20 protein-coding genes and 3 pseudogenes are annotated in these 23,647 nt (G+C 69.4%); 6 read left to right on the forward strand and 17 right to left on the reverse strand.

Annotated features, from left to right (window positions below):
* Positions 1–196: 196 nt before the first annotated feature.
* The 5 genes from ACE101_RS19805 to ACE101_RS19825 form a co-directional block, all read right to left on the reverse strand.
* Positions 197–1,024: an ABC transporter permease gene (locus ACE101_RS19805; protein ID WP_379133049.1), complete on the reverse strand. Its 828-nt coding sequence runs from the start codon at positions 1,022–1,024 to the stop codon at positions 197–199.
* Positions 1,021–2,040: an ABC transporter permease gene (locus ACE101_RS19810; RefSeq protein WP_379133052.1), complete on the reverse strand. Its 1,020-nt coding sequence runs from the start codon at positions 2,038–2,040 to the stop codon at positions 1,021–1,023. The genes ACE101_RS19805 and ACE101_RS19810 overlap by 4 nt, the downstream gene beginning before the upstream one ends.
* Positions 2,041–2,225: 185 nt before the next feature.
* The gene (locus ACE101_RS19815; protein ID WP_379133055.1) at positions 2,226–3,959 is read right to left on the reverse strand and encodes an ABC transporter substrate-binding protein; all 1,734 of its coding nucleotides are present in this window, start codon (positions 3,957–3,959) and stop codon (positions 2,226–2,228) included.
* Entirely contained in the window at positions 3,952–5,694 is a 1,743-nt protein-coding gene (locus ACE101_RS19820; protein ID WP_379133058.1) for an ABC transporter ATP-binding protein, read from the reverse strand. Before ACE101_RS19820 ends, ACE101_RS19815 begins: the two co-directional genes overlap by 8 nt.
* A 755-nt stretch (positions 5,695–6,449) precedes the next feature.
* Complete coding sequence (locus tag ACE101_RS19825) at positions 6,450–7,853, reverse strand: amidase (protein WP_379133061.1); 1,404 nt, start codon at positions 7,851–7,853, stop codon at positions 6,450–6,452.
* Positions 7,854–7,962: 109 nt separating this feature from the next.
* Here ACE101_RS19825 and ACE101_RS19830 point away from each other — a divergent pair, with 109 nt between their 5' ends.
* Positions 7,963–8,526, forward strand: a complete 564-nt coding sequence (locus ACE101_RS19830) for a TetR/AcrR family transcriptional regulator (RefSeq protein ID WP_379133063.1) — start codon at positions 7,963–7,965, stop codon at positions 8,524–8,526.
* A 153-nt stretch (positions 8,527–8,679) separates the two neighbouring features.
* Here ACE101_RS19830 and ACE101_RS19835 read toward each other — a convergent pair whose 3' ends face one another.
* The 3 genes from ACE101_RS19835 to ACE101_RS19845 form a co-directional block, all read right to left on the reverse strand.
* Positions 8,680–9,075 (reverse strand): nuclear transport factor 2 family protein, encoded by a 396-nt coding sequence (locus ACE101_RS19835; protein ID WP_379133065.1) that lies wholly within the window; start codon positions 9,073–9,075, stop codon positions 8,680–8,682.
* Positions 9,076–9,155: 80 nt separating this feature from the next.
* The gene (locus ACE101_RS19840) at positions 9,156–9,896 is read right to left on the reverse strand and encodes an SDR family NAD(P)-dependent oxidoreductase (protein ID WP_379133067.1); all 741 of its coding nucleotides are present in this window, start codon (positions 9,894–9,896) and stop codon (positions 9,156–9,158) included.
* Between the two features lie 43 nt (positions 9,897–9,939).
* Positions 9,940–10,590, reverse strand: a complete 651-nt coding sequence (locus ACE101_RS19845; RefSeq protein WP_379133070.1) for a hydrolase — start codon at positions 10,588–10,590, stop codon at positions 9,940–9,942.
* A 144-nt stretch (positions 10,591–10,734) separates the two neighbouring features.
* On the opposite strand from ACE101_RS19845, the gene ACE101_RS19850 reads away from it, so the two are divergent.
* The 3 genes and pseudogenes from ACE101_RS19850 to metG all read left to right on the forward strand — a co-directional run bounded on the left by ACE101_RS19850 (position 10,735) and on the right by metG (position 14,004).
* Positions 10,735–11,649: a LysR family transcriptional regulator gene (locus tag ACE101_RS19850; RefSeq protein WP_379133073.1), complete on the forward strand. Its 915-nt coding sequence runs from the start codon at positions 10,735–10,737 to the stop codon at positions 11,647–11,649.
* A gap of 92 nt (positions 11,650–11,741) precedes the next feature.
* Positions 11,742–11,988, forward strand: a pseudogene (locus ACE101_RS19855) (pirin-like C-terminal cupin domain-containing protein); the annotation flags it as partial.
* Between the two features lie 324 nt (positions 11,989–12,312).
* Complete coding sequence (gene metG / locus ACE101_RS19860; RefSeq protein ID WP_379133076.1) at positions 12,313–14,004, forward strand: methionine--tRNA ligase; 1,692 nt, start codon at positions 12,313–12,315, stop codon at positions 14,002–14,004.
* Positions 14,005–14,384: 380 nt separating this feature from the next.
* Here the strand turns inward: metG and ACE101_RS19865 are convergent, their stop codons facing one another.
* Entirely contained in the window at positions 14,385–14,846 is a 462-nt protein-coding gene (locus ACE101_RS19865; RefSeq protein ID WP_379133078.1) for a DUF2867 domain-containing protein, read from the reverse strand.
* A gap of 330 nt (positions 14,847–15,176) precedes the next feature.
* Between ACE101_RS19865 and ACE101_RS19870 the strand changes: the two are divergent.
* Positions 15,177–15,596 (forward strand): annotated as a pseudogene (locus ACE101_RS19870) (LysR substrate-binding domain-containing protein); the annotation flags it as partial.
* 232 nt (positions 15,597–15,828) lie between these two features.
* On the opposite strand, the gene ACE101_RS19875 reads toward ACE101_RS19870, so the two are convergent.
* From ACE101_RS19875 to ACE101_RS19905, 7 genes are all read right to left on the reverse strand, one after another.
* Positions 15,829–16,428, reverse strand: a complete 600-nt coding sequence (locus ACE101_RS19875) for an Isoquinoline 1-oxidoreductase subunit (RefSeq protein WP_379133081.1) — start codon at positions 16,426–16,428, stop codon at positions 15,829–15,831.
* A gap of 2 nt (positions 16,429–16,430) precedes the next feature.
* Complete coding sequence (locus ACE101_RS19880; RefSeq protein WP_379133084.1) at positions 16,431–18,695, reverse strand: xanthine dehydrogenase family protein molybdopterin-binding subunit; 2,265 nt, start codon at positions 18,693–18,695, stop codon at positions 16,431–16,433.
* Entirely contained in the window at positions 18,692–19,174 is a 483-nt protein-coding gene (locus ACE101_RS19885; RefSeq protein WP_379133087.1) for a (2Fe-2S)-binding protein, read from the reverse strand. Before ACE101_RS19885 ends, ACE101_RS19880 begins: the two co-directional genes overlap by 4 nt.
* A 186-nt stretch (positions 19,175–19,360) precedes the next feature.
* Complete coding sequence (locus tag ACE101_RS19890) at positions 19,361–20,257, reverse strand: AraC family transcriptional regulator (RefSeq protein ID WP_379133090.1); 897 nt, start codon at positions 20,255–20,257, stop codon at positions 19,361–19,363.
* A gap of 236 nt (positions 20,258–20,493) precedes the next feature.
* On the reverse strand, positions 20,494–21,177 hold the full coding sequence (locus ACE101_RS19895; RefSeq protein ID WP_379133093.1) for a type 1 glutamine amidotransferase domain-containing protein: 684 nt from the start codon (positions 21,175–21,177) through the stop codon (positions 20,494–20,496).
* Between the two features lie 78 nt (positions 21,178–21,255).
* Complete coding sequence (locus ACE101_RS19900; RefSeq protein ID WP_379133095.1) at positions 21,256–21,504, reverse strand: hypothetical protein; 249 nt, start codon at positions 21,502–21,504, stop codon at positions 21,256–21,258.
* 83 nt (positions 21,505–21,587) lie between these two features.
* Positions 21,588–22,190, reverse strand: coding sequence for a TetR/AcrR family transcriptional regulator (locus ACE101_RS19905; protein ID WP_379133097.1), 603 nt, complete (start codon positions 22,188–22,190; stop codon positions 21,588–21,590).
* A gap of 85 nt (positions 22,191–22,275) precedes the next feature.
* Between ACE101_RS19905 and ACE101_RS19910 the strand changes: the two are divergent.
* Positions 22,276–22,545 (forward strand): annotated as a pseudogene (locus tag ACE101_RS19910) (transposase); the annotation flags it as partial.
* 379 nt (positions 22,546–22,924) lie between these two features.
* Here the strand turns inward: ACE101_RS19910 and ACE101_RS19915 are convergent.
* A complete protein-coding gene (locus tag ACE101_RS19915) occupies positions 22,925–23,575 on the reverse strand; it encodes a LysE family translocator (RefSeq protein ID WP_379133100.1) in 651 nt (216 codons plus the stop codon).
* Positions 23,576–23,647: the final 72 nt, after the last annotated feature.

Genomic DNA, 23,647 nt, shown 5'->3' on the forward strand with positions numbered 1-23,647 from the left:
GCGTGATCGTCGCCGCGGAGCCGCGACCGCGCAATGGATGAGGCGGAGCGAAATCTCTCCGGATCTTGGAAACGACTTCCCTCGGCCGGGGTCAGCCGCAGAAGATCGTTCCGCGGGCGGCGCGCTCATCGGCGCGTCCGCGCGAGGATCCGGCATTTCGGGCGCCCGAACTCTGCCCGGCGCGTACCGGTGGGTCTCACGCGCGGCTCCGGCGCAGCCGCGGGTTCAGGGCGCCGTGCAGCGCGTCGCTGAGCAGGTTGAGGCCCAGGATGGTCAGCACGATGGCGAGGCCCGGGATCGCGGTCATGTACCAGCCGGTGCGCAGGGCGTCGCGGCCGAGCCCCACCATCGAGCCCCAGCTCACCACGTTCGGATCGCCGAGGCCGAGGAACGACAGCCCGGCCTCGGAGAGGATAGCGTTCGCCACCAGCAGGCCCGTCGACACGATCACCGGCGTCCAGGCGTTCGGCAGGATCTCGCGAACGATCAGATGGACGTCGCCCGCCCCCAGCGCGATGCTGGCGCGAACGAAATCCCGCTCGCGCAGGGTCGCGAACTCGCTGCGCACCAGCCGCGCCACGCTGGTCCAGGAGGTCACACCGAGGGCGAAGACGATGGTGGCGATCGACGGCTTGAGGATGGCCACCAGGATGATCGCCAGCAGGAAGGCCGGGATGGTCTGGAACAGCTCGGTCAGGCGTGTCAGCGTCGCGTCGACGCCGCCGCCGTAGAATCCGGCCGCCGCCCCCACCAGGACGCCGATCAGCAGCGAGACGATCGCCGAGGAGAGCCCCACGAGGAGCGAGATGCGGGCGCCGTGCATCAGACCCGCCAGCAGATCGCGCCCCATCAGGTCCGTGCCGAGGGGCGTTGCGGCCTCGGTGCCGGGCCATGTGAAGGGAGCGCCCACCATATCCAGTGGGTCGTCCGGATAGAGCGTGCCGGCCAGGAGCGCCGCACCGGCGACGACGAGGAGGGTGGCGCCGCCGATCAGGATCGACGGCTGGAGGTACCAGCGTCTCACGCGAGTCTTCCTTGCTGCTCGGGATCGGCCTGCGACGCGGCGGCCGTCCGGGGCCGGCGGACCCGCGGATCGAGCCACATCTGGACCAGATCGACCAGGATGTTGGAGAGCACCACCAGCACGGCGCTGAACAGCAGTACCCCCAGGAGCACGGGGATATCGCGGCTCTTGATGGCCTCGAAGGAGAGCTGCCCGAGCCCCGGCCATGCGAACACGGTCTCCACGACGATCGATCCGCCGAGCAGGGCGCTGCTCTGCACGCCGAGCATGGTGAGCACCGGCAGCACCGCGTTGCGCAGGGCGTGGCCGAAGATCACGCGCCCCTCGCGCGCGCCCTTGGCGCGGGCGGTCCGGATGTAGTCCTCGGTCAGGACGTCGATCATCGAAGCGCGCGACAGCCGCGCATAGACGGCGACGTAGTAGATCGACAGGGTGGCGACCGGCAGGACGAGATGGTGCGCCACGTCGAGGGCGCCCCGCCAGCCGGTATAGCGGGCGCTCACGTCGCGGATGCCGCCGATGGGCAGCCATTCGAGCTGCACACCGAACATCACGATCAGCATCAGCGCGATCCAGAACAGCGGAGCGGAGTAGCCGAGCGTCGACAGGCCCGAGATCAGCGTGTCGGTGACGCCGTGGGGTTTGCGGGCCGCAGCGATCCCGAGCAGCAGCCCGATGCCGACCGACAGCGTCAGCGCCGATCCCACCAGGGCAAGCGTCGTCGGCAGCCGGTCGAGCACCAGGCCGAGGACGGGCTCGCCGTAGCGGAAGGAGAAGCCGAGATCGCCCTGGGCCAGCCGCCCCACATAGGCCACCAGCTGCTCCAGGACGTGGCGATCGAGCCCGTAGAGCCGGCGCAGATCCGCCACGTAGTCCGGCGTCACGCTGCCGCTCTCGCTCGCGATCACGTCCACGAGATCGCCCGGGAGGGACTTCAGCAGGGTGAAGTTCAGGACGGCAATCGCGAGAACGATACTCAGCAATTGCAACAAGCGACGAAGCAACGCCAGCAGCACGTCGGATTCTCCGATCCGGGAACCGCCTCGGCCGTTCCCTGGACAATGTGATCGGGCTCGTCCCCGGGACGGACCGCGTCTCATACGATTTCCGGTTGATTGCTTCGCAATGCGGAAATCGGCTTCGCTCAAGCGCCGCGCGGGCTTGCTGAGACGCAATCCGCTTCGATCAAGCGGATTGCGTCTCAGACGGTTTGCTCGAACCAGACCTGCGCGAAGTTGCTCTGGCTGTGGTTGAACGTGTCGGTCACGTTGCGCAGCCGGGCGTCCCAGACGCCGAACCAGCGGAACTCCAGGATGTTGAGAAGCCCGAGATCCGTCTGTGCCAGTTTCTGGAAATCGCGATAGATCGCGATCCGCCTCGCCGGATCGGTCTCCGACTGAGCCGCCTCCAGGAGTTTGTCGGCCTCGGGACTCGCGTAGCCGGACGCGTTGAACCAGGGCGTGCCCTTCGCCTCGGCCTTCGACCAGTAGTGCTGTTCCACCCCGATCTGCGGATCCTGCCAGTTGATGCCCCAGGAACTGACGAGATCGAAGTTGTAGTCGGTGAACACGTTCTTGGTCCACGCGGCGAGGTCGAGCGCGCGCAGCGTCACGTCGATGCCGACCGCGCGCAGCGACTGGCGCACGAACTCGCCGGTGCGGCGGTAATCGTCGCCGAAGGGAATGAAGTCGTGGTTGAGCTTGAAGCGCCAGCCATCGGCCTGCTTCGGGTAGCCGGCCTCGTCCAGCAGCGCTTCGGCCTTCTTGCGATCGAAGGGATATTGCGGCGTATCGGCCGTGTAGAACGTCTTGAGCAGGGACGAGACGGGGCCGCTGGCCGGCACCGCATAGCCGCCCCACACGGTCTTCACCAGCAGGTCCCGGTTGATGGCGTGCAGGATCGCCTGCCGCACCTTCAGTTTGCCGATCACCGGATGGCGCAGGTTGGGAATCAGCCACAGCCAGCCGGCGAAGCCGTTATAGCCCTCCTTGCTGACCACGAGCTTGTCCGATTTGGCGAGCCTGTCGGCATCCGCGAAGGTCACGGGGTTCCGCTCGCCATATTTCGCCACCCCGGTTTCCAGGGCGTTGGCCCGGCCCGACACGTCCGGGATGATCTTCCAGACGATGCCATCCAGGAAGGGCCGCCCGGGCTGCCAGTACTTGTCGAAGCGTTCGAGGCGGATGTGGCTGCCGCGCGCCCATTCCCTGAACACGAACGGGCCGGTGCCGACGGGGCTGTTGTTGTGAGGGTTGTTGGGGATGTCGGTGCCCTCGTAGAGGTGCCGCGGCAGGATCGGCGCGGCCACCACGTCGAGCGCGTTGATGATCACCGGCGTCGGCTTGGCGAGGGTGAGGATCACCGTGTGCTCGTCCGGCGCCTCGACCTTGGTCAGGTGCTGGAAGATGCGCTTGGCCGTCGGTGCGTAGCGCTTCCAGATGACCTCGGCCGAGAACCGCACATCCGCCGAGGTGAAGGGTGTGCCATCGTGCCAGACGGCGCCCTTGCGCAGCGTCAAGGTCCAGGTCAGGCCGTCGGCGGAGGTCTCCCACCGTTCCGCGAGCTGCGGGCGCGGCTTCAGGTCCGGGCCGTACTCCACGAGTCCGTCGAAGATCTTGCTGACGACGGCGCGGGTCGGTGTGGCGGTGTTGATGAAGTAGGCGAGCGTTGGCGGCTCGGGATGGACCACCGCATCCAGCGTGCCGCCCCGTTGCGCGCCGTTCAGGGTGGCGGGTGGCGCCTCGGTGAGCGCAAGAGCCTCGCGGGAGAACAGCGAGCCCACCACGCCTCCGGCGAGCAGCGCGCCGCCGAGCCCGAACAGCGCGCGGCGATCGATGGCGGGCGCCGGCGCGTCGGTCCGCCGGGCTTCGCCGCTCGGTCCCGCGATGCGCATCTCCTCCGGCGGGATTACCGGCGCGGTCTTCGGATCAAGCATGAGCGGACTGCCGTTCATCGAGGGGAATGGGTTGAGCGCCCGGAATCGCCCCGAGGAGCGTCCGGGTGTAGGGGTGACGGGGGGATTGCCAGATGCTCTCGACGGCGCCCGCCTCCACGATCCGCCCGGCATTCATCACCAGCACGCGGTCGGCGATGTAGCGGATGACGGCGAGGTCGTGGGAGATGAACAGGTAGGAGAGCGCGTAGGCGTCCTTCAGGTCGACGAGCAGGTTGAGGATCTGGGCCTGGACCGAGACGTCGAGGGCGGAGACCGGCTCGTCGCAGATCACCAGCTCCGGGCGCAGCACGAGCGCGCGGGCGATCCCGATGCGCTGGCGCTGGCCCCCCGAGAACTCGTGCGGGTACCGGCGGCGCGCCGCGGCGGGAAGTCCGACATCGTCCAGGATGGCGCCGATGCGGCGTTCCCGTTCGAGGCTGTCGGCGATTCCGTGCAGGCTGAGCGCGTGGCCCAGGATGTCGTCCACGCGCTGGCGCGGGTTGAGCGAACTGTACGGATCCTGGAAGATCATCTGGACCCGGCGGCGCCAGGGCAGCAGCGCGCGCCGCGAGAGCGGCAGCAGATCCACGCCGTCGAACAGGATGCGCCCGCTCTCGGGCGGCGTCAGGCGCACGATGGCGCGCGACAGGCTGGACTTGCCGCAGCCCGACTCGCCCACCAGCCCGACCGTCTCGCCGCGCGCCACGGCGAAGGTCACGCCCCGGACCGCCTGTACCGACGCGCCGCCCGACGGATAGGAGATCCGCAGGTCCTCGACCGAGAGCAGGGGTGGCTGATCGGGTTCCCGGGCCGCCGGCCGCGCGGAGCGGGCGGGCGGGCGGACCAGTTCGAACACGTCGCCGCCGCGGTGACGGATCTCCGCGAGGCGGGCGGTGCGGTAATGCAGGGCCTGGCCACCGTGCAGCGAGGCTTCCAGCAGCCCCCGCGTGTAGAGGCTGCGCGGACGGGCGAACACCGTGCGGGTCGGTCCCTCCTCCAGCTTGCGACCATCATGCATGACCGCGACGCGGTCGGCCCACTGCGCCACCACGCCGAGGTCATGGGTGATGAGCAGGACCGCCATCCCGAGATCGCGGCGAAGGTCGTCGATGAGCCGGAGGATCTGCGCCTGCACCGTCACATCGAGCGCCGTCGTCGGCTCGTCGGCGATCAGGAGGCGCGGCCGGCAGGCCACCGCCATCGCGATTATCACCCGCTGGCGCTGGCCGCCGGAAAGCTGGTGGGGATAGTCGTCGAACCGCCGCACCGGATCCGGCAAGCGCACCCGGTCGAGGAGCGCCAGCGCCTCCTCCCGCGCCTGTCGGGGCGAGCGTGTCTCGTGGAGGGTGATCGCCTCCATCACCTGCCGTCCGATGGAGAGCACCGGGTTCAGCGAGGTCATCGGCTCCTGAAAGATGATCGAGACCGCCTTGCCGCGGATGCGCGCGAGGTCGCGCTCCTTCAGCGTGAGCAGATCGCGGCCTTCGAGGGCGATGGCTCCGGACAGCCGCGCCTGGGCCGAGAGCAGGCGAAGGATCGCCAGAGCCGTGGTTGATTTGCCACATCCGGACTCGCCCACCAGGGCCAGCATCTCGCCCGGATCGATGTGGAGATCCAACGATTTCACTGCGGCGTGCCCGGCAAATTGCACGTCGAGTGATCGGATCTCCAGCAGTGGCCCTGGCCCATTGGATCCTGGTGGCCGTCGCAGCCGATCAGCGCCACCGAACATCATCGAATCTTTCAAGTGAACGCGTGCGGATGTGGCGGAGAGTTCCGCCGACTTGCCTGAACCGGCGGTCACGGAGCGATCGCAGATACAAGAAAATCACCATCGCCAGCCATGACGTCGTACTCGACAGCATCCGACCGCGCATCCACGTCAGCGCATCGTTCCGAGGACCGCCGAAGAACCTGCGCTGGTTTCGGTAATGCGCGCGCTAAAGTCAATATTCGAGGTAAAAAAGCAAATTTATCCTATGTAGATGGACATATATGCAATATATCTGTCGCACCGGCGGCAAGGGCAGGCGTTCTGATCCACTGCCGTGATGGCGGGCCGGTCCTCACTGCAACCAGACAGCCGCTCACGTGGCACGGGGGACCGTTCAGAGCAGCGGCCCGGGCGTCGACAAGGCACCCGCGGCGGGCGGGTCTGACCAGCGCGTCGAGGCCGATGAGTAGGGGGTGCTCGTCGTGCTCGGCGGCCGTTCGGCAGGTCCCGCGCGGTCGCTTGGACGATGGCGAGCCAGGTCGCTGCCGCGGTGGCAGGGCCGAACCTCAGCCGCGGCGGGTCGTGCTCCGGGAAGCGCCGGAGGCCGGTCGGGAACATGGTCGATGCATGTCCTTGGCCCCGACAGACGGGGCGGAGCGGTCAGCAGTCCGCCGTAACCGGTCGCGACTCCCTTGACCTATGAAGTGGGCGCGGGAGGCCCGAGCTTACGGCCGGGTCCGGGGACCGCGGAGCGCTCCCCGGCAGGTGCGCTCCGTTCAGAGGTGCGGGTGCAGGCCGCGGACCGGGCTGACGCCCTCCAGCACCGACGCGGCGTGCAGGAGCGTCGTTTCCGCCTGCCAGCTGCCCACCAGTTGCACGTTGATCGGCAAGCCCTCGCGGCTCGTCCCGAAGCGCATCGACAGGCCCGGCAGGCCGGTCACGTTGAGGGGCACGGTCGCGCCCTGGAGGTAGGTCAGGTCGACCGTCTCGCCGTTGATGAAGAGTTCGCTGATGCCGTGCTTGTGCGCCGGGACCGGCAGCACGGGGGTCAGGAGGACGTCGAAGGCCCGGAAGTAGGCCGCGTACCCGTCTCGGAGCCGCTCCGCCGCCTGCTCGGCCGCGACGTAGTCCTCCATCGATGTGTCCGGCAGCGACAGCATGGTCCGGGCCATCTTGTAGAGCGCGTGCTCGGGACGGCCAGCGGTCGCCTCCCGGAAGGCCGGCTTCATCTCCATGACGTGGAGCTTGTTGAACACGTCGAGGGCGAAGTCGCGCTCCAGCGCCGGGATGCGCACCTCCTCCACGTGGTGGCCCTCGCCCCTGAAGGCTTCGGCCGCTGCCCGCACGGTCGCCGCGACCTCGGTGTCGATGGGCCCGAAGCCCGGCCCGACCATCCAGCCGACGCGGAGTTCGCGGTCCGAGCCGACGCCGGCATCGAACGGGACGGTGCTGCTGGCGAAGGCATCCTCGCCGTCGGGACCGGAGAGCTGCGAGAAGGCGAGCGCGAGGTCGCGGATCGAGCGCGCCATCGGGCCGACATGCCAGAAGCGGCGCGGCGCGCGCGGCCAGATACCGGTCATCGGCACGCGCCCGTGGGTGGCCTTCAGCGCGACGATGCCGGTCTGGGCTGCCGGACCGCGCACCGAGATGGCGAGGTCGGTGCCGAGGCCCAGCGGCGACATGCCCGCCGCGATGGCCGCGGACTCGCCGCCGCTCGAACCGCCCGGGGTGCGGGTCAGATCCCAGGGGTTGTTCGAGCGGCCGGAGAGCAGGTTGTCGCTCTCGATCCAGTAAGAGAACTCGGGGAGGTTGGTCTTGGCGAGCAGGATGCCGCCGGCCTTCTTCAGGCGCGCCACGCTTGTGGCATCGGTGTCGGGCACCCGGCCCTTGAAGATGGGCGAGCCGCGCTGGGTGAGCACGCCGGCGGTGTCGATGCTGTCCTTCGCGGTGAACGGCACGCCGTGCAGGGGTCCGAGATCCCCGCCTGCCATGACCGCCGCCTCGGCGTCCCTCGCGGCGACGAGCGCCCCTTCGGCGACCGTGACGATAGCATTGACCTCGGGGTCGACGGCGTCGATCCGGTCGAGGTGCGCCCGCACGACCTCGACGGGGGAGAGCTGTTTCGTTCGGATCAGCTCGGCCAGTCGGGTGGCGTCCGAGACGATGATGTCCTGGGTCATGGCTGCTTCCCTACCTGTCGTTAGGCAGGTCAGAGCTAGGACTGGATTTTTGGCCCGTCAACCCCTAACTAACGGTTGGTAGGTTCGGTGATGCCGGGGGGAGGCTGAGGTGAGTTCGAACGCGAGGGAGTCGATCCTGGCCGCCGCCAGGAAGACCGCGCAGGCGCACGGCTACGGCGGGCTGAGCTACCGCGACCTCGCGGCCGACGTCGGCATCAAGGCGGCGAGCATCTACCACCACTTCGCCAGCAAGGCGGACCTCGGCGCAGCCGTGGCGAGGCGCTACTGGGAGGACACGGCGGCCGAACTCGACGCGATGCTGGTCGAGACCGGCGACCCGGTCCGCTGCCTGCAGCTCTACCCGAACACCTTCCGCCGGTCGCTTGAGGACGGAAACAGGCTCTGCCTCTGCAGCTTCATGTCGGCGGAGTACGCCGATCTTCCGGAGGTCGTGCAGAGGGAGGCCCAGGGCTTCGCCGACGTCAACATCGCCTGGCTCGCCAAGGTGCTGGTCATGGCGGGAGCGGTGAGGCCCGAGGACGGCGCGGCGCGGGCGCGGGCCATCTTCGCCGCGGTATCCGGAGCCCAGCTCTTCGCCAGGAGCCGCTCGGACATCTCCGCGTTTGACGACCTGATCGAGAGCTACCGCGCCTCGGGCCTCTTGCCGGCGTAGAGCCCGATTTGCCGGACGACAGGGCAGCCCGCCGGTTGTCGGACGCGTGCAGTCGCAGGTCGCGACCGGGATGCGCGGCACGGAAGTCGGCAGGCCGTGGCACGAGCCATTTGGCGACGAACGCGGAAACCGTGAATTCGCAAGGTGGCGGTCTCAACCGGCCGACGGGTCGAGTAGCACCCAGAGGCGCGCGATCCTGCCATCGACGACCTCGGCAACGTCCGTTCCAGTGACCGCGACCGGTCCGCCCTCCGGACCGGCCCTCCACCGCAGGGAACCCAAGCCGTGGTGCCCGACAGCCACGCCGATCGGGGTGAACCGGAAGGTGGGCCCGAACTGGTCCAAGAGCTTGCCGGCGACGGCGGCGATGGCGGCTCGCCCCCGCACGACATCGGTCGGCTCGTACATGACGGGATCGGCCACGAAGAGTTCGTCCAGGGCCGCTTTCCGCTTGCCGGCGTCGCGCTCGTTGAAGACGCGCTCCAGGTTGGTGCGCAGCAGCTTGTCGTAATCCGGCTCCTCCGCCGGCGGGGCCTGGGTGTCGGGCACCGATCTTCTCCTTCGAAGCGCGACGCTCGGCGGCCAACCTCGACGGCGGACCCGCCGAACCGAGGGTGCTTGGTGCAGGCTCAGGCGTTGGCGCCGCCGTCGACGGTGATGGCCGAGCCCGTGATCTGCCGAGCCGAGGGGCCGGCGAGGAACACGACCGCCGCGCCGATGTCCTCGGGCTTCCCGAACCGGCCGAGGGCGTTGAAGCCCAACTGCGCCTCCGCGTCGGGCCCCGTGGCCGGGTTGGCGTCGGTGTCGGTCGAGCCGGGATGGACCAAGTTGACCGTGATGCCGCGCGGGCCGAGCTCCCGCGCGAGGCCCTTGTTGAAGGACACGAGGGCCGACTTCGTCATCGCGTAGACCGTCAGCCCGCCGAAGGGCACGCGCTCGGCGAGGGTGGAGCCGATCGAGATGATGCGCCCGCCGTTGGGTAAATGGGCCAACGCCGCCTGGGAGGCCAGGACGACCGCCCGCACGTTGACGTTCAACAGCGCGTCGATGTCGGCGAGCGGGATCTCGGCGACCGGCCCGGCCCGGCCGATGCCGGCGTTGTTGACCAGGATGTCGAGGCCGCCGAGCCGCTCGGCCGCCTCGTCCACGGAACGCTGGACGGCCGCGGGGTCGGCGCTGTCCGCCTGGATCGCGAAGCCGCGGCCGCCGAGACGCTCGATCCTCGCCACCACCTCCCCGGCCCGGGTGGCAGACTTCTCGTAGGTGATAGCGACGTTGGCCCCGGCCTTGACCAGGGTCTCCGCGATGCCCGCGCCGATGCCGCGCGATCCCCCGGTCACCAGCGCGCGCCTGCCCTTCAGGTCGCTCATCATGCTCTCTCCGTTGTCGAAGGACGCGCGTCCGCGGGCCAGATCACCTGGCCGCCGGAACCGGCGTGTTGAGGAGTTGCTGCTCCCAGAGGTAGGCGATGCCGCTGCCGGCTGCGTGCTGCTTGAGCACCTCGGTGAGGCCGACCGCGGTATCCAGCCGGGCCCAGTCGCGCTGCCATTCGGCCGCGAGCGCCAGCCAGGTCATCACGTTCACGCCGGCCCGGACCATGCGCTGGATGGCGACCTCGTGGGCTTCGACCGAAGTGCCGCCGGAGGCGTCGGTGATGACCGTCACGTCCCAGCCCTCGCCCGCGGCCTGGATCGCCGGCATCGCGACGCAGATCTCGGTCCACAGCCCGGCGATGATCAGCTGCTTGCGGCCCGTGGCCTTGACGGCGTCCACGGCCTTCGCGTCCTCCCAGGTGTTGATGAACGTCCGGTCGATCACCTCCTGGCCCGGGAACACGTCGGTGACCTGCGGGAAGATGACGCCGCCGCGCTCCGCGATGACGCTGGTCAGGATGGTGGGCACACCGAACACCCTCGCCGACTTCGCCAAGCCGGTCGTGTTGTTCACGACCATGTGCGGATCGTGGCTGTTCAGGTTCGCGAGCTGGTAGGGCTGGTGGTCGATCAGGACGACGACCGAGTCCTCGGGGCGAAGAAGAGAGCCAAGTCCGTTCCGAAGAGCCATGTCCGAGTTCAACCTCCGTTGGTGCGGGTCTGCGGCGCGCCGGGCATCGACCGCGGCGTCGACGGGACGAACAGTGGCAGTTCCGATATTCGCGCGGTAGGCTGGCGTTCAGCTACACCGTGTCGCGAAACGAGGAACGGAAAGTTGGAGATCGAAGACCTGCGCACCTTCGTCGAGGTCGCCGACACCGGAGGTGTCTCGGCCGCCGCGCGCCGCCTCGGCGTGTCGAAGTCCATCGTCAGTCGCAGGCTCATGCGGCTGGAGGCCGACCTCGGTGTCCAGCTCCTCGCCCGCAACACGCACGGCGCCTCGCTGACGGAGGCCGGGACGACGTTCCGGGATCATGCGGCGCGGGTCTGCGCCGAGGTCGACCTCGCCCGGGAAACGGTGTCACCCGGCGGTGACCTCCGGGGCCGCCTGCGCGTGGCCGTGCCGCTGACGTTCGGCCCGACCCACTTCGCGCCCGTGGTCGCGGAGATGGCCCGGCGCCACCCGCTGCTCCACGTCCATGCGGCCTACGGCGACCGCTTCGTCGACCTCATCGCCGAGGGTTTCGATTGCGCGATCCGCGTCGGGTACCTCGCCGATTCCAACCTGATCGCGCGGCGTGTGGGGCCGATTCACGGGAGCTTCGTCGCGAGCCCGGACTACGTCAGGGCGCACGGCTCGCCGGAGACGCCCGAGGACCTCGCCGGCCATCAGGCGCTCATGCAGGGGACCGAGACCTGGCAGTACACGGACGGCGACGGGGTCAGGACGTTCCGTCCGCAGGGCCGTTTCAAGGCCGACAATGGCGTCGCCCTCGCGGCCGCGGCCGCGGCAGGCCTCGGCATCGCCTGGCTTCCCGACTGCATCACCTACGCCTACGTCACGTCGGGCAGGCTCGTGCGGGTCATGACGCGTCACCCGCCGCCCCCGGCGGCGGCCTACGTCGTTCGGCCACCCGGCCCCCATGCCTCACGCAAGGTGCGGGAGCTGACCGAGTTGCTGATCGAGCACTTCGCGAGCGCGCCGGAGCTTTGGGGCCTGGACGCCGCGGTGCGCGGGCCCGGCGCCTGACGGCAGGCGTTCCGCATCCCGCGACACGGTTCCACGCCCCGCGCGACTACCCGCGCCGCGCGGCTGCCGGATACACGAAGCGTCATTACGGGGCGTCCCGGATGATGGTCTTCCGCCCGGGCGACAGGATCACTGTCGCCGCGGGTGACCAGGGCGCGCGCCTGATGATCCTCGGCGGGGCGACGCTCGCGGGGCCACGCTACATCTGGTGGAACTTCGTCGCGTCCTCCAAGGAGCGCATCGAGGCGGCAAAGGCCGAATGGCGCGCGGAATTGGGGCGAGGGACGCTTCGACCGACCGGCTGGCGACCGGGACGAGCATATCCCGCTGCCGGAATGAGCAGCGCTGAATTGGCATCGTCCGGAGACGCCGTCGTGCGCTGCGGTGGGCCTGAGGTTTCGGCGCGGCTCCGAACGGAGGTCGTCGAGGATGCCTTGCCTTGATCCCGCTCCGGCAACAGACTAGCCTATCATCATGCGTCCGGTCCTCGCCCACACCCAGCGAATGACCCGGCCCGACCGCACGAGGTCCGGCCGGAGAGGGTGACGCGCAACCAGTGCGCGACAGGCGAGAGCGCCGAACCCCAGCCCTTCCGTGCCGTGCGGGAGGGCTTTTCGTTCATGGGTTCGGCGCGTCCACCCTCTCCGCACGGGACGCATCCTCATGCCATTCTCGAACCCCCGCCGCATCCTGATCACCAGCGCTCTTCCCTACGTCAACGGCATCAAGCATCTGGGCAACCTCGTCGGCTCGCTCCTGCCCGCCGACGTGCACGCCCGCTTCCACCGCCAGATCGGCAGCGAAGTGCTGTTCGTCTGCGCCACCGACGAGCACGGCACCCCGACCGAGATCGCGGCTGCCCAGGCCGGGCTCGATCCGCAGGCCTTCTGTGACGCCCAGCACGCCCGGCAGGCCGACATCTATCGTCGTTTCGGGCTGAGCTTCGACCATTTCGGCCGCTCGTCCTCGCCCGCCAACCACGCCCTGACCCAGCACTTCTACCGCCGCCTCGATGCGGCCGGGCTGATCGACGAGCGGCTCGTGCCGCAGGTCTGGTCGCTGACGGACGGGCGCTACCTGCCCGACCGCTACGTGCTCGGAACCTGCCCGCATTGCGGCGACGGCGGCGCGCGGGGCGACCAGTGCGACGCCTGCGGCAACCTGCTCGATCCCGTCGACCTGATCGCGCCGCGCTCGGCGCTGTCGGGCGAGACGCGGCTGGAGGTGCGCGAGAGTCGCCACCTCTTCCTGCGGCAAGCGGCGCTCCGGGATCGCTTGAGCGACTGGCTCGATGCGCGCTCGGGCTGGCCGCCCTTCGTCGCATCCCTCGCGCGAAGCTGGCTGACCGCCGACCTCAAGGACCGCTGCATCACCCGCGACCTCGCCTGGGGCGTGCCGGTACCGAGGCCAGGCTTCGAGGGCAAGGTGTTCTACGTCTGGTTCGACGCCCCCATCGCCTATATCGGTACGACCCAGGACTGGGCCGCCGCCGGACCGGGCCGCGACTGGCGGGCATGGTGGTGGGGCGAGGCAGCGCGCGAGACGACCTACGTCCAGTTCCTCGGCAAGGACAACGTCCCCTTCCACACGGTCGGCTTCCCGGCGACGCTGATCGGCTCGGGCGAGCCCTGGCGCACGGTGGACGTGATCAAGGGCTTTCACTGGCTGACCCACGAGGGCGGCAAGTTCTCGACGAGCCGGGGTCGGGGCGTGTTCCTCGACGCGGCTCTCGACGCGTTGCCCGCCGACCTCTGGCGCTGGTGGCTGATCGCGAACGCGCCCGAGCGCGCGGACGTGGACTTTCAGGCGGCGCGCTTCGCGGCGGAGGTGAACAAGGACCTGGCCGACGTCTTCGGCAACCTCGTGCAGCGCGTGACCCGCTTCGCGCGGACGGCCTTCGACGGGCGCGTCCCTGAGGGCGGCGAGCCGGGTGAAGCCGCGCGGGTCCTGACAGCCGAGGTGAAGGACCGGGTCGCCGCCATCCGTGCGCATCACGAGGCGCGGGAGTTCCGGCGGGCGGCGGCGGAGACGCGAGGCCTGTGGGCGCGGGCGAACGCCTACGTCCAGGAGACCGCGCCCTGGTCGTCCGTGAGGGTGGATCGGGCTCGGGCAGCTTCGGCAACACGTGTAGCCCTGGCCCTCGTCGAAGTGGGGGCGACCGTGGCCTGGAGCATCGTTCCGGACCTTGCGGCGAACGTCCTCCGCGCGACCGGCGCCCCAGCCAGCTCCGGCACGCCGGCTTGGCCTCACGACCTTGAGGGTCTGATCCTGGGCGGGCGGCGGTCCGGTTCGCAGCTGTCGCATGCCTTCGAGCCGGTCACGAAGTTCGGCGCCGCGCACCTCGATTTCGCGTAGGACGATGCGGGCCCGATCGCTCGGACGGCCGCGCCGCCGCGAGCGATCCGTGCAGACGGAAAGTGTCGTTGCTCCATCCAGAGACGCGGCGCGTCGGCGTCGTCGAGCAGCATTTCGGCCGGTCGCTCGCCGATCCCCACCGCGGGCTGGAGAACGACGCCCGGTCGGATCCGGAGGTCGCCGACTGGTCGCGGCGCAGAAAGCGGCGACCGATGCTCACCTGCGCACGCTGCCTGCCAGGGAGACCTTTCGCGCGCGCCTGACGACTTGTTCGACCACGAGCGGGTGACCGTCCCTCATCGCAAGGGCGGACGCCACTTCTGCACATGGATGGGATTGAAGCCGGGGCCGCCGTCAACGGCGACAGCCAAGCATACCGCTCAACGCCTCCCGGCCCTTGCTAAGGCGGACCGGACGACGAGCACGTGTCCAGGATGGATGGCTGCGAGATAGGCACGGCCGAAAAGGGTATGGCAGCGGACCACGCTGGTGGCCGTGAGGATCTCCTGACCATCGTCGCGCGTGTCCAGGAGGAGCGACAGGCGGAAGTCGAGGTGGCGGTCGTCCTCGCCGAGCACGATCTCCCGTGCCGACCGGGAGAGGACGGGAAAGAAGCCGACCCGGTCCCGACCGCCGCGCTCCAGTCGGCTTCGCATCTCACCCGACGTGAGCACGCCGAAGGGCCGCACCGCGAGGTCACGGACCGCCAGCGCGGTCGAGACCCAAGGCGCCGGATTCCGGAGCGCGCGCTCGGCAAGGCTCGCCACATCGTTTGGACCTAGCCCTTCCAGCATCACCGCGAAGGCATCCGCGAGGTCGGCGGCCTGATACCACGCCGCCACTGCGCTATGGGGCGGGAGCGAAACGGATCGCACCGTCGGCCAAGGTGCACGCCGCCAAGCCATGCGTTCCGTCCTGACACGCGCACCCATCGAACAGAGCGCTGGCTCACCGGCGAACCGGTTCGAGCACGCGCGACGCCACTGTCTCCGCATCACCGGAAGGGGAGCAGATGGCGCCCTGCCGGAATCGGAGCCTATACCCGCCGCTCGCCTCAAACACCTGGGCGGTGACCCTGCGGGCCTCGTCGGAGGCGAGGAAGGCGACCACAACGGCGATGTGAGGAGAAGCTCGGCGCACGGCTCCTGAATAGGTCGACCCGGCGGTTGAGCGTGACGAAGGTCGGACGGGACTACGTCCAATGCGCGGCCTCGATCCTCGCCGCGGCCGTCGCGCAGCAGCGCCAGGAACCCAACGGGTGCCTCGAGATCACGGCGACGCACGAGTTCGGGACCACACGGGTCGACGGCTGGATCGCCGCCTTTCTCTCGGCTTGGCCCACGGTTTCCGTGGACGCGGTGTACAGGAACCGTCCCGTCGACGTCGTACACGAGGGCATCGACGTCGCTATTCGTCTCGGCGCGCTGGCGGACCCGGAGTTGTCGGCCCGCAGGCTCGGGGGTGTGGCCTGCGCCCCGTACGCCTCACCCCGCTACCTCGACCGGGTCGGTGCGCTTGGTTCCGTCGACGACCTGAAGGGTCATGACCTCGTCGTGAAGACCTCCGGCGGCCGATGGTCTCCGGTCGAACGGACCACCGCATCCGTTCTCCTTCGAGACCGCATCGCACCGTCCGGCACCGAAACCTCGGAGCCGACGAACACCGAGCGCCGGGTTCCGACCAGGGTGACCCGAGGCACCGCTCCTCCTCGCCGGATGCCGGCGAAGCGGCCTCGACGGGCTGGCCGACGCGCCGGGCCCACCCTGCTTCCTCCTGCCGGAACAGGCGATGCGCACGGGGCGGGAACGGTCATGGTCCAGGGCGCTACTTCGGGCAGGCGGCCCCCGTATCGATCCACGCCTGCGTCAGGTCGCCGAAGATCTTCTGCGTCCCGGGGACCGGCTCCCGGCCCTTGCCGGGATGCCAGCCCCAGCCGACCAGGCCGTCGGTGGCGTGATGCTCATGGATGTCCGCCAGCGAGCGACCGCCGTTCCGCTCCGGGTCCTTGAGCTGCACGCAGATCTCGGCGACCGACAGCCCCATCCAGGCCATGCTGGCCGGAGCAAGCTGCCAAGGGGCGTGTCCGGGTATGTCCCTGTCGTGGCCGAGGGCCGGCAGGTTCTCGGACCCGTGGCAGGAAGTGCAGTGCAGGCCGGACGGGCCGAAGCTGGCCTCGCTGCCGCGGACCATCGGGGGGTGGTGAAGCCGCCGGTCGTCGCCCTGCCGGGGGATGTTGTCGGCGGGATGGCAGTTCATGCAACGCGGGTGCGTGATGACCTTCGCCATCTCGTTGAACAGGGCGACGGATCGTTCGGTCCTGTCCTGTACCGCATCGAAGGCTTCCGGGCGGCGCAACTCGGCGCCGGCCGCGAGGGCCACGGTCGCGGACAGGGCCGCGGCCGCCGTCAGGATCACGATGCGCATGGTCAGGCTCCCATCGCGGCGCGCACCGCCTCGGGACGGATGGGGAGGTCACGGACGCGGGCCCCGACGGCCGCGAAGACCGCGTTCCCGATGGCCGGGGCGATGGAGATGACGCCGGGCTCGCCCAGGCCGACCGGCATGTGGTCGTTGCGCAGGAACTCGATGTCGAGTTCGGGCACGTCCGTCATGCGCACCGGGGTGTAGGTGTCGAGGTTGAGGTCCCGCGGCAGCCCCTTCTCGTATGCCGTGCCCTCGAACAGGGCGAGCGACAGGCCCCAGAGCATGCTTCCTTCGACCTGCGCGAGCGCGCCATCCGGATGGGCGAGCGTGCCGGCATCGAGCACCGATGTCAGCTTCTCGACCGTGATCGCCCCGCTGGAGGCGTCCACGGACACCTGCGCCACGGTGGCGATCCAGGTCGGCATCTCGCGCTCCTGCCCGGTGCCGAGCGCGAGCCCCATGCCCTTGCCGGACGGCAGCGCCTCCCGGCCGGACCAGCCGGACTTGGCCAGGACGCGCTTCAGGACGGCGCGGAGCCGATTGGCCCCGTCAACGGCGTGCGGGGCGGCGCCCCCGTTGCGGCCCTTCGCGCCGAGGAGCGCGAGCCGGTACTCGGCAGGATCACGACCGAGCTTGTGGGCGAGTTCGTCGATGTGCGTCTCGACCGCCCAGGTGGTGTACCCGGGCGCCACCGACCGCAGGTAACCGGGTAGCATCGTGGTGTGCACGAGGTCGTTGCGGATCGCCCGGATTCGTTGAGTCGCCGTGTCGTACCAATGATCCGCGCCGTTGATGGCGAACGGGTCGACCTTCCCGTGACCGTCCGCGCTCGGCGCCAAGAACTCCGGGGAGATCGAGTCGGTCGGCCAGCCCGAGGCGCAGGCGTGGTCGTAGGCGAGAAGCGCGCCCCTGCCGTCGGTCACGGAGCGAACCCTCTGCACGGTGGGCGAGCGCGGCTGGTCGAACTTGGTGTCATCCGAGCGGGCGAAGACGAGTTTGACCGGACGGCCCATCGCCTTCGCGGCGAGCGCGGCCGGGACGATGTACTCGCAGTACAACCGGCGGCCGAACCCGCCGCCGAGGTAGGAGGTCTCGAATACGAGGTCGGCCTGGTCGATTCCGAGCGCCCTGGCCACCAGCGGCAGCGTGATCGACTGCCACTGGTTGCCGGCGTGCACGCGCCATGTCTTCCCGTCCTGCCAGGCCAGGGCGTTGAGCGGCTCCAGCGGCATGTGCAGCGCGGTGTGCGTGCGATAGACGCCCTCGTGAACCTCGCGGGCTTCGGCGATGCGCTTGAGCGGGTCACCCTCCTGAAAGAAGATCCCTCCCGGGCTCTCCGCCGCCACGAGGCGCTGGCCTTCGGCGAGCATCTGCTCATCGCTCGCAGCGCCGCCTTCGGACCGGTACCTGACCTCGATGAGGTCGGCGGCCTTCGCCGCGACGGGCCACGTCTCCGCCACGGCGACGAGCCACCCTTCGCAGGTCCTCGTCGGATCGACGATCTCGACCGTCCGGAGGTAGCCGGGAAGCTTACGAGCGTCCGCGTCGTCCCAGCTCAGGATGCTGTTCCCGTACCGGGTCGGCGGCAGGATGGGCCGCGCGAACACCATGCCGTCGACCGTCCGGTCGATGCCGTAGACGGCGCTGCCGTTCACCTTCGAAGGCACGTCGCGGGCGACGGTGTCGCGGTTGAGGAACCGGCGTTCCGATGCCGGCTTCAGGGCTATCGCCTTGAGCTCCTCCTCCGTGAACTGGCGGCTGACCCGGCCGGAGGAGACGATGTCGGCATAGCTGACCGTCCGCGTGCCGTGCCGGATCTCGCTGTCGCGGGCGATACAGTCCTTCGCGGGCGCCCCGAGCATCCTCGCGCCCGCTTCCAGAAGCGCGATGCGGCCGGCGGCCCCGGCGCGGCTCAGCTGGTCGAAGCTTTTGTGCACGGACCAAGAGCCGCCGGTGACCATGACGCCCCACTTCGGGTCCGTGTCGACGTGCACGACCTCGACGTGGTCCCACTTCGCCTCAAGTTCCTCGGCGACGACGCGCGCCAGCGCGGTGCCGATGTGCTGGCCCATCTCCGCCCGGGTGACGTGGACCAGGATGCGCCCGTCACCGCCGACCTCGTACCAGAGCGTCGGGCTGTAGCCGCCGGACGTACCGCCGCCGAACAAGGGGCCGGCCTTCGCGCCCGGCGGCATGAAGCCCGTCGCGACGGCAGCGCGGCCGAGGGACGCGAGGAACCACCGTCGCGTGACGTCGACCGCGCTCATTGCCGCCCCCCGTTCCGGGCCTGGACGGCCAGCTTGATCGCCTTCTTGATGCGGACATACGCCATGCAGCGACAGAGGTTCGCGGCCATGCCGTTCCGGATGTCGTCGTCGGAAGGATCGGGGTTCTCACCGAGGAGGGCCGCGGCCTGCATGAGCTGACCCGACTGGCAGTACCCGCATTGCGGGGCCTGGGCCTCGATCCAGGCAGCCTGGAGCGGGTGGAGGTCGCGGCCGTCGCCCGCCGTCGCGGCCAGGCCCTCGATGGTCGTGACGGCTGACCCGGCGACGCTCGACACCGGGGTGACGCAGGAGCGCCGCGCCTGGCCATCGACGTGAACCGTGCAGGCCCCGCACTGGGCGACGCCGCACCCGAACTTGGTGCCGGTCAGGCCGAGCCGATCCCGCAGGACCCAGAGAAGGGGCGTGTCGTCGGGCGCGTCGACCTCGACGTCGACGGTGTTGACTGAGAACGAAATCACCTTGCGTCTCCAAACGCGGGCCGATGATTAGGGGGACACACGCGACAGTGCATCTCGAACCGTCCAAGCGTCACTATAGTCGACGCCACGATGCTGGTTTGCCCGTTCCTGCCAAATGCACGCTGGATCCTGCCAAATGCGCCGGTTCGTGGGCGCGCGAGGGCAAGGCACCCCAGGCAAGGCACCTCAGGATTGCCGACGAACCTTGACCGCTGCCGGCGTCATCCGGAAATGCCGCTTGAACTCGCGGCTGAACTGCGAGCCGCTCTCGTAGCCGACATGTCGCGCGACGGCACCGACCTCGCGCGCTCCGCCCTGCAGCAAGTTCATCGCCATGCTCAGGCGAACGATCTTGATGTATTGCAGCGGCGTCTTGCAGGTCGCCGCCTTGAACGCCCGATGAAAGCTTCTGACGCTCATCCCGGCGACAGCGGCAAGCTCATCCAAGGAGAGCGCTCGCGCGGGATCGCGGTGGATCTCCGAGATCGCGCGGGCGATGCGCGCGTGCTGGCTCGATGGTCTCGTCAGGGCCAGGAGCGTGGCCCCGTGCGCACCCGTCAGTGCCCGGTACACGATCTCGTCGGCGATGGAGGTGCCGAGCGCCAGCGTGTCGCTCGGTGAGCGAAGGGCGCGAACGAGACGTCGGGTGGCATCCGACAGCCCGCCGTCGACCGGTGCCGGTTGAAGGCCGGGCGGGAGGAACGTCGGCTCCTCCGGCGCCTGGGGCTGTACCGCGCCAGGTATGTTCGCGAACCGGTTCAGGGCGGGGAGGTCGATGTCGATGGACACTCCTAGCAAGGGGTTCCGCTCGGTGGCATCGCTCGCGCACGCGAATGGGACCGGCACGCTGACGACGAGGTAGTTGTCCCGGTCGTACTCGATCCGCGCACCATCGAGATGCGCCGTCTTCCGGCCGCTGATCAAGATGACGATGCTCTGGTCCGGCAGCGCCGGCGTCCTCTCGATCCTCTCCGTCGACCAGAAAAGCTTCACGCGAGGCGCCAGCGTCTGGATGGTGCCGGAACGCGCGGGAAACTCGTAGACCTCTTGCAGTCCTCTGAATGTCTCCAGGGCGTCGGACATGGGCGTGCCCCTATCGGTTGAGATGAAGCTGCCCGCGTGAGTTCCGGAACCTCGGCACCGCCGGACTTTCGTCGACGCGTGCCCTGGTCCTACGCAGGGGGAGCCTCTTGGAGGCGGGGCGGTCCGATGCGCGGTCGCCCCTCTCGGTGCGGCCGCGCATCCGTCGCCTCCGAAGGGCGTTTTTCGCCTGCGGCCAGGCGGTGGCCGGAGGCAGCGGGCGGCATCGCTCCCAGCTCTCAGCCGTTCGCGAGCCGTTCGAGGAGACGCTCGGCGGCGGGTCCGGAGGAGGCCGGGTTCTGGCCGGTGATCAGCAGGCCGTCGGCGACCACGTACGGCTGCCAGTCGCCGGACTTGGTGAACCTGCCGCCGTTCCGCTTGAGCTCGTCCTCGACGAGGAAGGGCACCACCTGGGTCAGGCCGACCGCCTCCTCCTCGGTGTTGGTGAAGCCGGTGACGTCCTTACCCTCGACGAGCGGCTTCCCGTCAGGCGTCTTGGCATGGCGCAGCACGCCGGGGGCGTGGCAGACGAGCGTGACCGGCTTGCCGGCCGCGAGTGTCGCCTCGATCAGCCGGACCGAAGCGAGGTCTTCCGCCAAGTCCCACAGCGGCCCGTGCCCGCCGGGGTAGAACACGGCATCGAAGCCCTCGTGGGTCACGTCATCGAGCCGGACCGTGGACGAAAGGGCCGCGTTGGCTTCGGTATCGGCCTCGAAGCGGCGGGTCTGGTCCGTCTGGAAGTCCGGCTCGTTGCTCTTCGGGTCGACCGGGGGCTGGCCACCTTTCGGTGAGGCCAGGACGACCTCCGCGCCGGCATCCTTGAACACGTAGTAGGGGGCGGCGAGCTCCTCCAGCCAGAAGCCCGTCTTCCGGCCGGTGTCGCCGAGTTGGTCGTGGGAGGTCAGCACCATCAGGATCTTCATCGTCGTTCTCCGTCGCCAGGGGGTGGCGTGGATCGCTGGGACGGCGGCGCGAACAGCCGCGGCTACGTTCGCTGGCGGTCAGTTGCGGGGAGCCGACATCCCGGCATCGGCACGCTCGGCAGCAATGTCGCGGGCCGGCGTCGCCTTGGCCCGCCGGGGTGCCCCGTTAGCGGCAGGCATCTCCTCGGAACCGGCCATGCGGACGGCGCCGATAACCTCCAGGGTGATGCGCTCTTCGGCCGAGACGGCGGAGCCACCGAACAGGGCGGCTCCGAGTTCGGCGAGCAGGAGGTAGGGCATGATGGTGTGCGCCGGTTGAATGGTCATGGACACTCTCCTCGTTAACGGAATTGAGTAGACTGGTCGTCTTGAACGGCGGCGCGCCGGATCGGGCCTGCAGCGTCGCGATGTCAGGCCGGTCGTGGGTTCAGGGTGCGCCGTGTCGTGGCCATAGCGGCCTCGAACGGCGCGTCGGTGCGGACGATCTTCGCCATGAGGCTCGCACCGAGCCACACGTGATAGAGCATCTCGGCCGTCGCACGCGGCTCGCCGTCGACCTTCAGCGAGCCCTCGGCCACGCCCGCCTCGATGGCGCCCGTCACCCGGTCGATGATACCCGCCGTGCCGCTCTTGAGCGCGAGGCGCATCGGTTCAGACAGGTCCGAGACCTCCGCCGCGAGCTTCACGGCGAGGCACTTGCGCTGGTAGTCGATGCTGCCCTGCGTCGCCTGCCACTTGCGCCAGTAATTCATCAGGCGTTCGGCATGGCTGAGGCCAGGCTGGGCAAGGGTGGCGTCGATGTCGGCAAGGTAATCCTGGAAGTAGTTCTCCAGCAGTGCCTCGCCGAAGGCCTCCTTCGAACCGAAGTAGTGGTAGAACGAGCCCTTCGGCACACCGGCCGCGGCCAGGATCTCGTTGAGGCCGACGCCGGAGAACCCCTTGGCGCCCACGATCCTATGGGCGGTGTCGAGGATGCCTTGCCGGGTGTCGGTGTTGCCGCTCGCCTGTGCCATAACGCTGACATAGCGCTGAATAGACCGGTCGTCTAGTGTCTTTGAGAGAAAGCTTGATTCTCCCTCGAGGTGGTGGACGCCTCTGATACGCTCCCGAGGGGCGAGGAAGACACGGCGGGAGTTCACCCGCGAGTTCAAGCGGGAGGCGGTGGCTCTCCTGGAGAGCGGCGGGCGGCCGCAGATGCCGGTCGCGGCCGAACTTGGCATCCAGCCCTCGATGTTGCGCACTTGGCGCGCCGTCCTCAACGGCGAGGCGTTCCGCTCGCGGAGGGCCGGTCCGGCAGCACCGCCCGCCTCGCCGGTCGCCTCGGCTGATCCAACACACCGACCGCGGCTGCCACTCCGCGTCAGGAGAGGACCGGCGGCACCTCGATGCAGCGGGCCTGAAGGCCTCGATGGGCCGGCGCGGCAATTGCCTGGACGATGCGCCGATGGAGAGCTTCTTCCACACGCTGAAGGTGGAGTTCGTCCATCAGTGCCGTTGGGTGACCCGCGACGAGGCGCGGCGCGACGGGATATCGCCGCGTGCCGGCGCGCCGATCCGGGCAGGAGGGGGCCGAAAACCCCTGGCACGTGGAATCACCATCCTTGCGTTGGGGGTTCGAGTCCCTCCTCCGCTACAAAGTTTCCAACCCCGCTAGACGTTTGGCGGGGTTCTTTGGCGTCTTGATGCAGCTTGTGGCCCGCTATGCTCGGCGACGGCGGTGCTTTGCATCATGTGGCCTGCCAGGCTTTCAGGTCGCGGGACGCCGCACCAGCGCCAGGCCGAGGCCGAGCGCGACCATCGCGGCACCCGACCCTTCGCGCAGGCGGCGGATCAGGGCGGGGTGGGCTGCTGCGCCATCCCGGATGCTGCTCGCCAAGAGGGCGACGGCGATGTCGGCCAGGGTGTTGAGCGCGACCGACACGAAGCCGAGCACCACGAATTGCAGCGCGATGCGGCCCTCGGCCGGGTTCACGAATTGCGGAACGAAGGCGAGGAAGAACGCGGCCGTCTTGGGGTTCAGCGCCTCGACCAGGATGCCTTCGCGGAACGCCCGTTGCGGCCCGACCGGCGGCGTCGCCGGCCCGGTCTTCAAGGCCACCGACGCCTCCCGGCGCGCGGACAGGATGGTGCGCAGCCCGATCCAGACGAGGGTGGCCGCCCCGACCAGCTTCAGCGCGGTGAAGAGTTCCGCGCTCGCGAGCACGATGGCGGACACGCCGAGGCTGCCCGCGAGGACGTGGGCCATGCCGCCCAATCCGGTGCCGACGCTGGAGGCCACACCCTCCGCGCGCCCGCCTGCGAGCGTGCGCGCCGCGACGTAGAAGAGGCCCGGGCCGGGTGTGACGGCGAGCAAGAACGCTGCGGCGGCGTACAGGGCGAGGTGGGTCAGATCGGGCATGAGGACGATACCGGCAGGTTCACGGCGGGATGGGCAGGGCCGCCACGGGTGGCGGCCCGCTCGCAGCGGGAC

Origin of the sequence: Methylobacterium carpenticola, assembly GCF_042748905.1 — a bacterium.
Classification (GTDB): Bacteria; Pseudomonadota; Alphaproteobacteria; order Rhizobiales; family Beijerinckiaceae; genus Methylobacterium; species Methylobacterium carpenticola.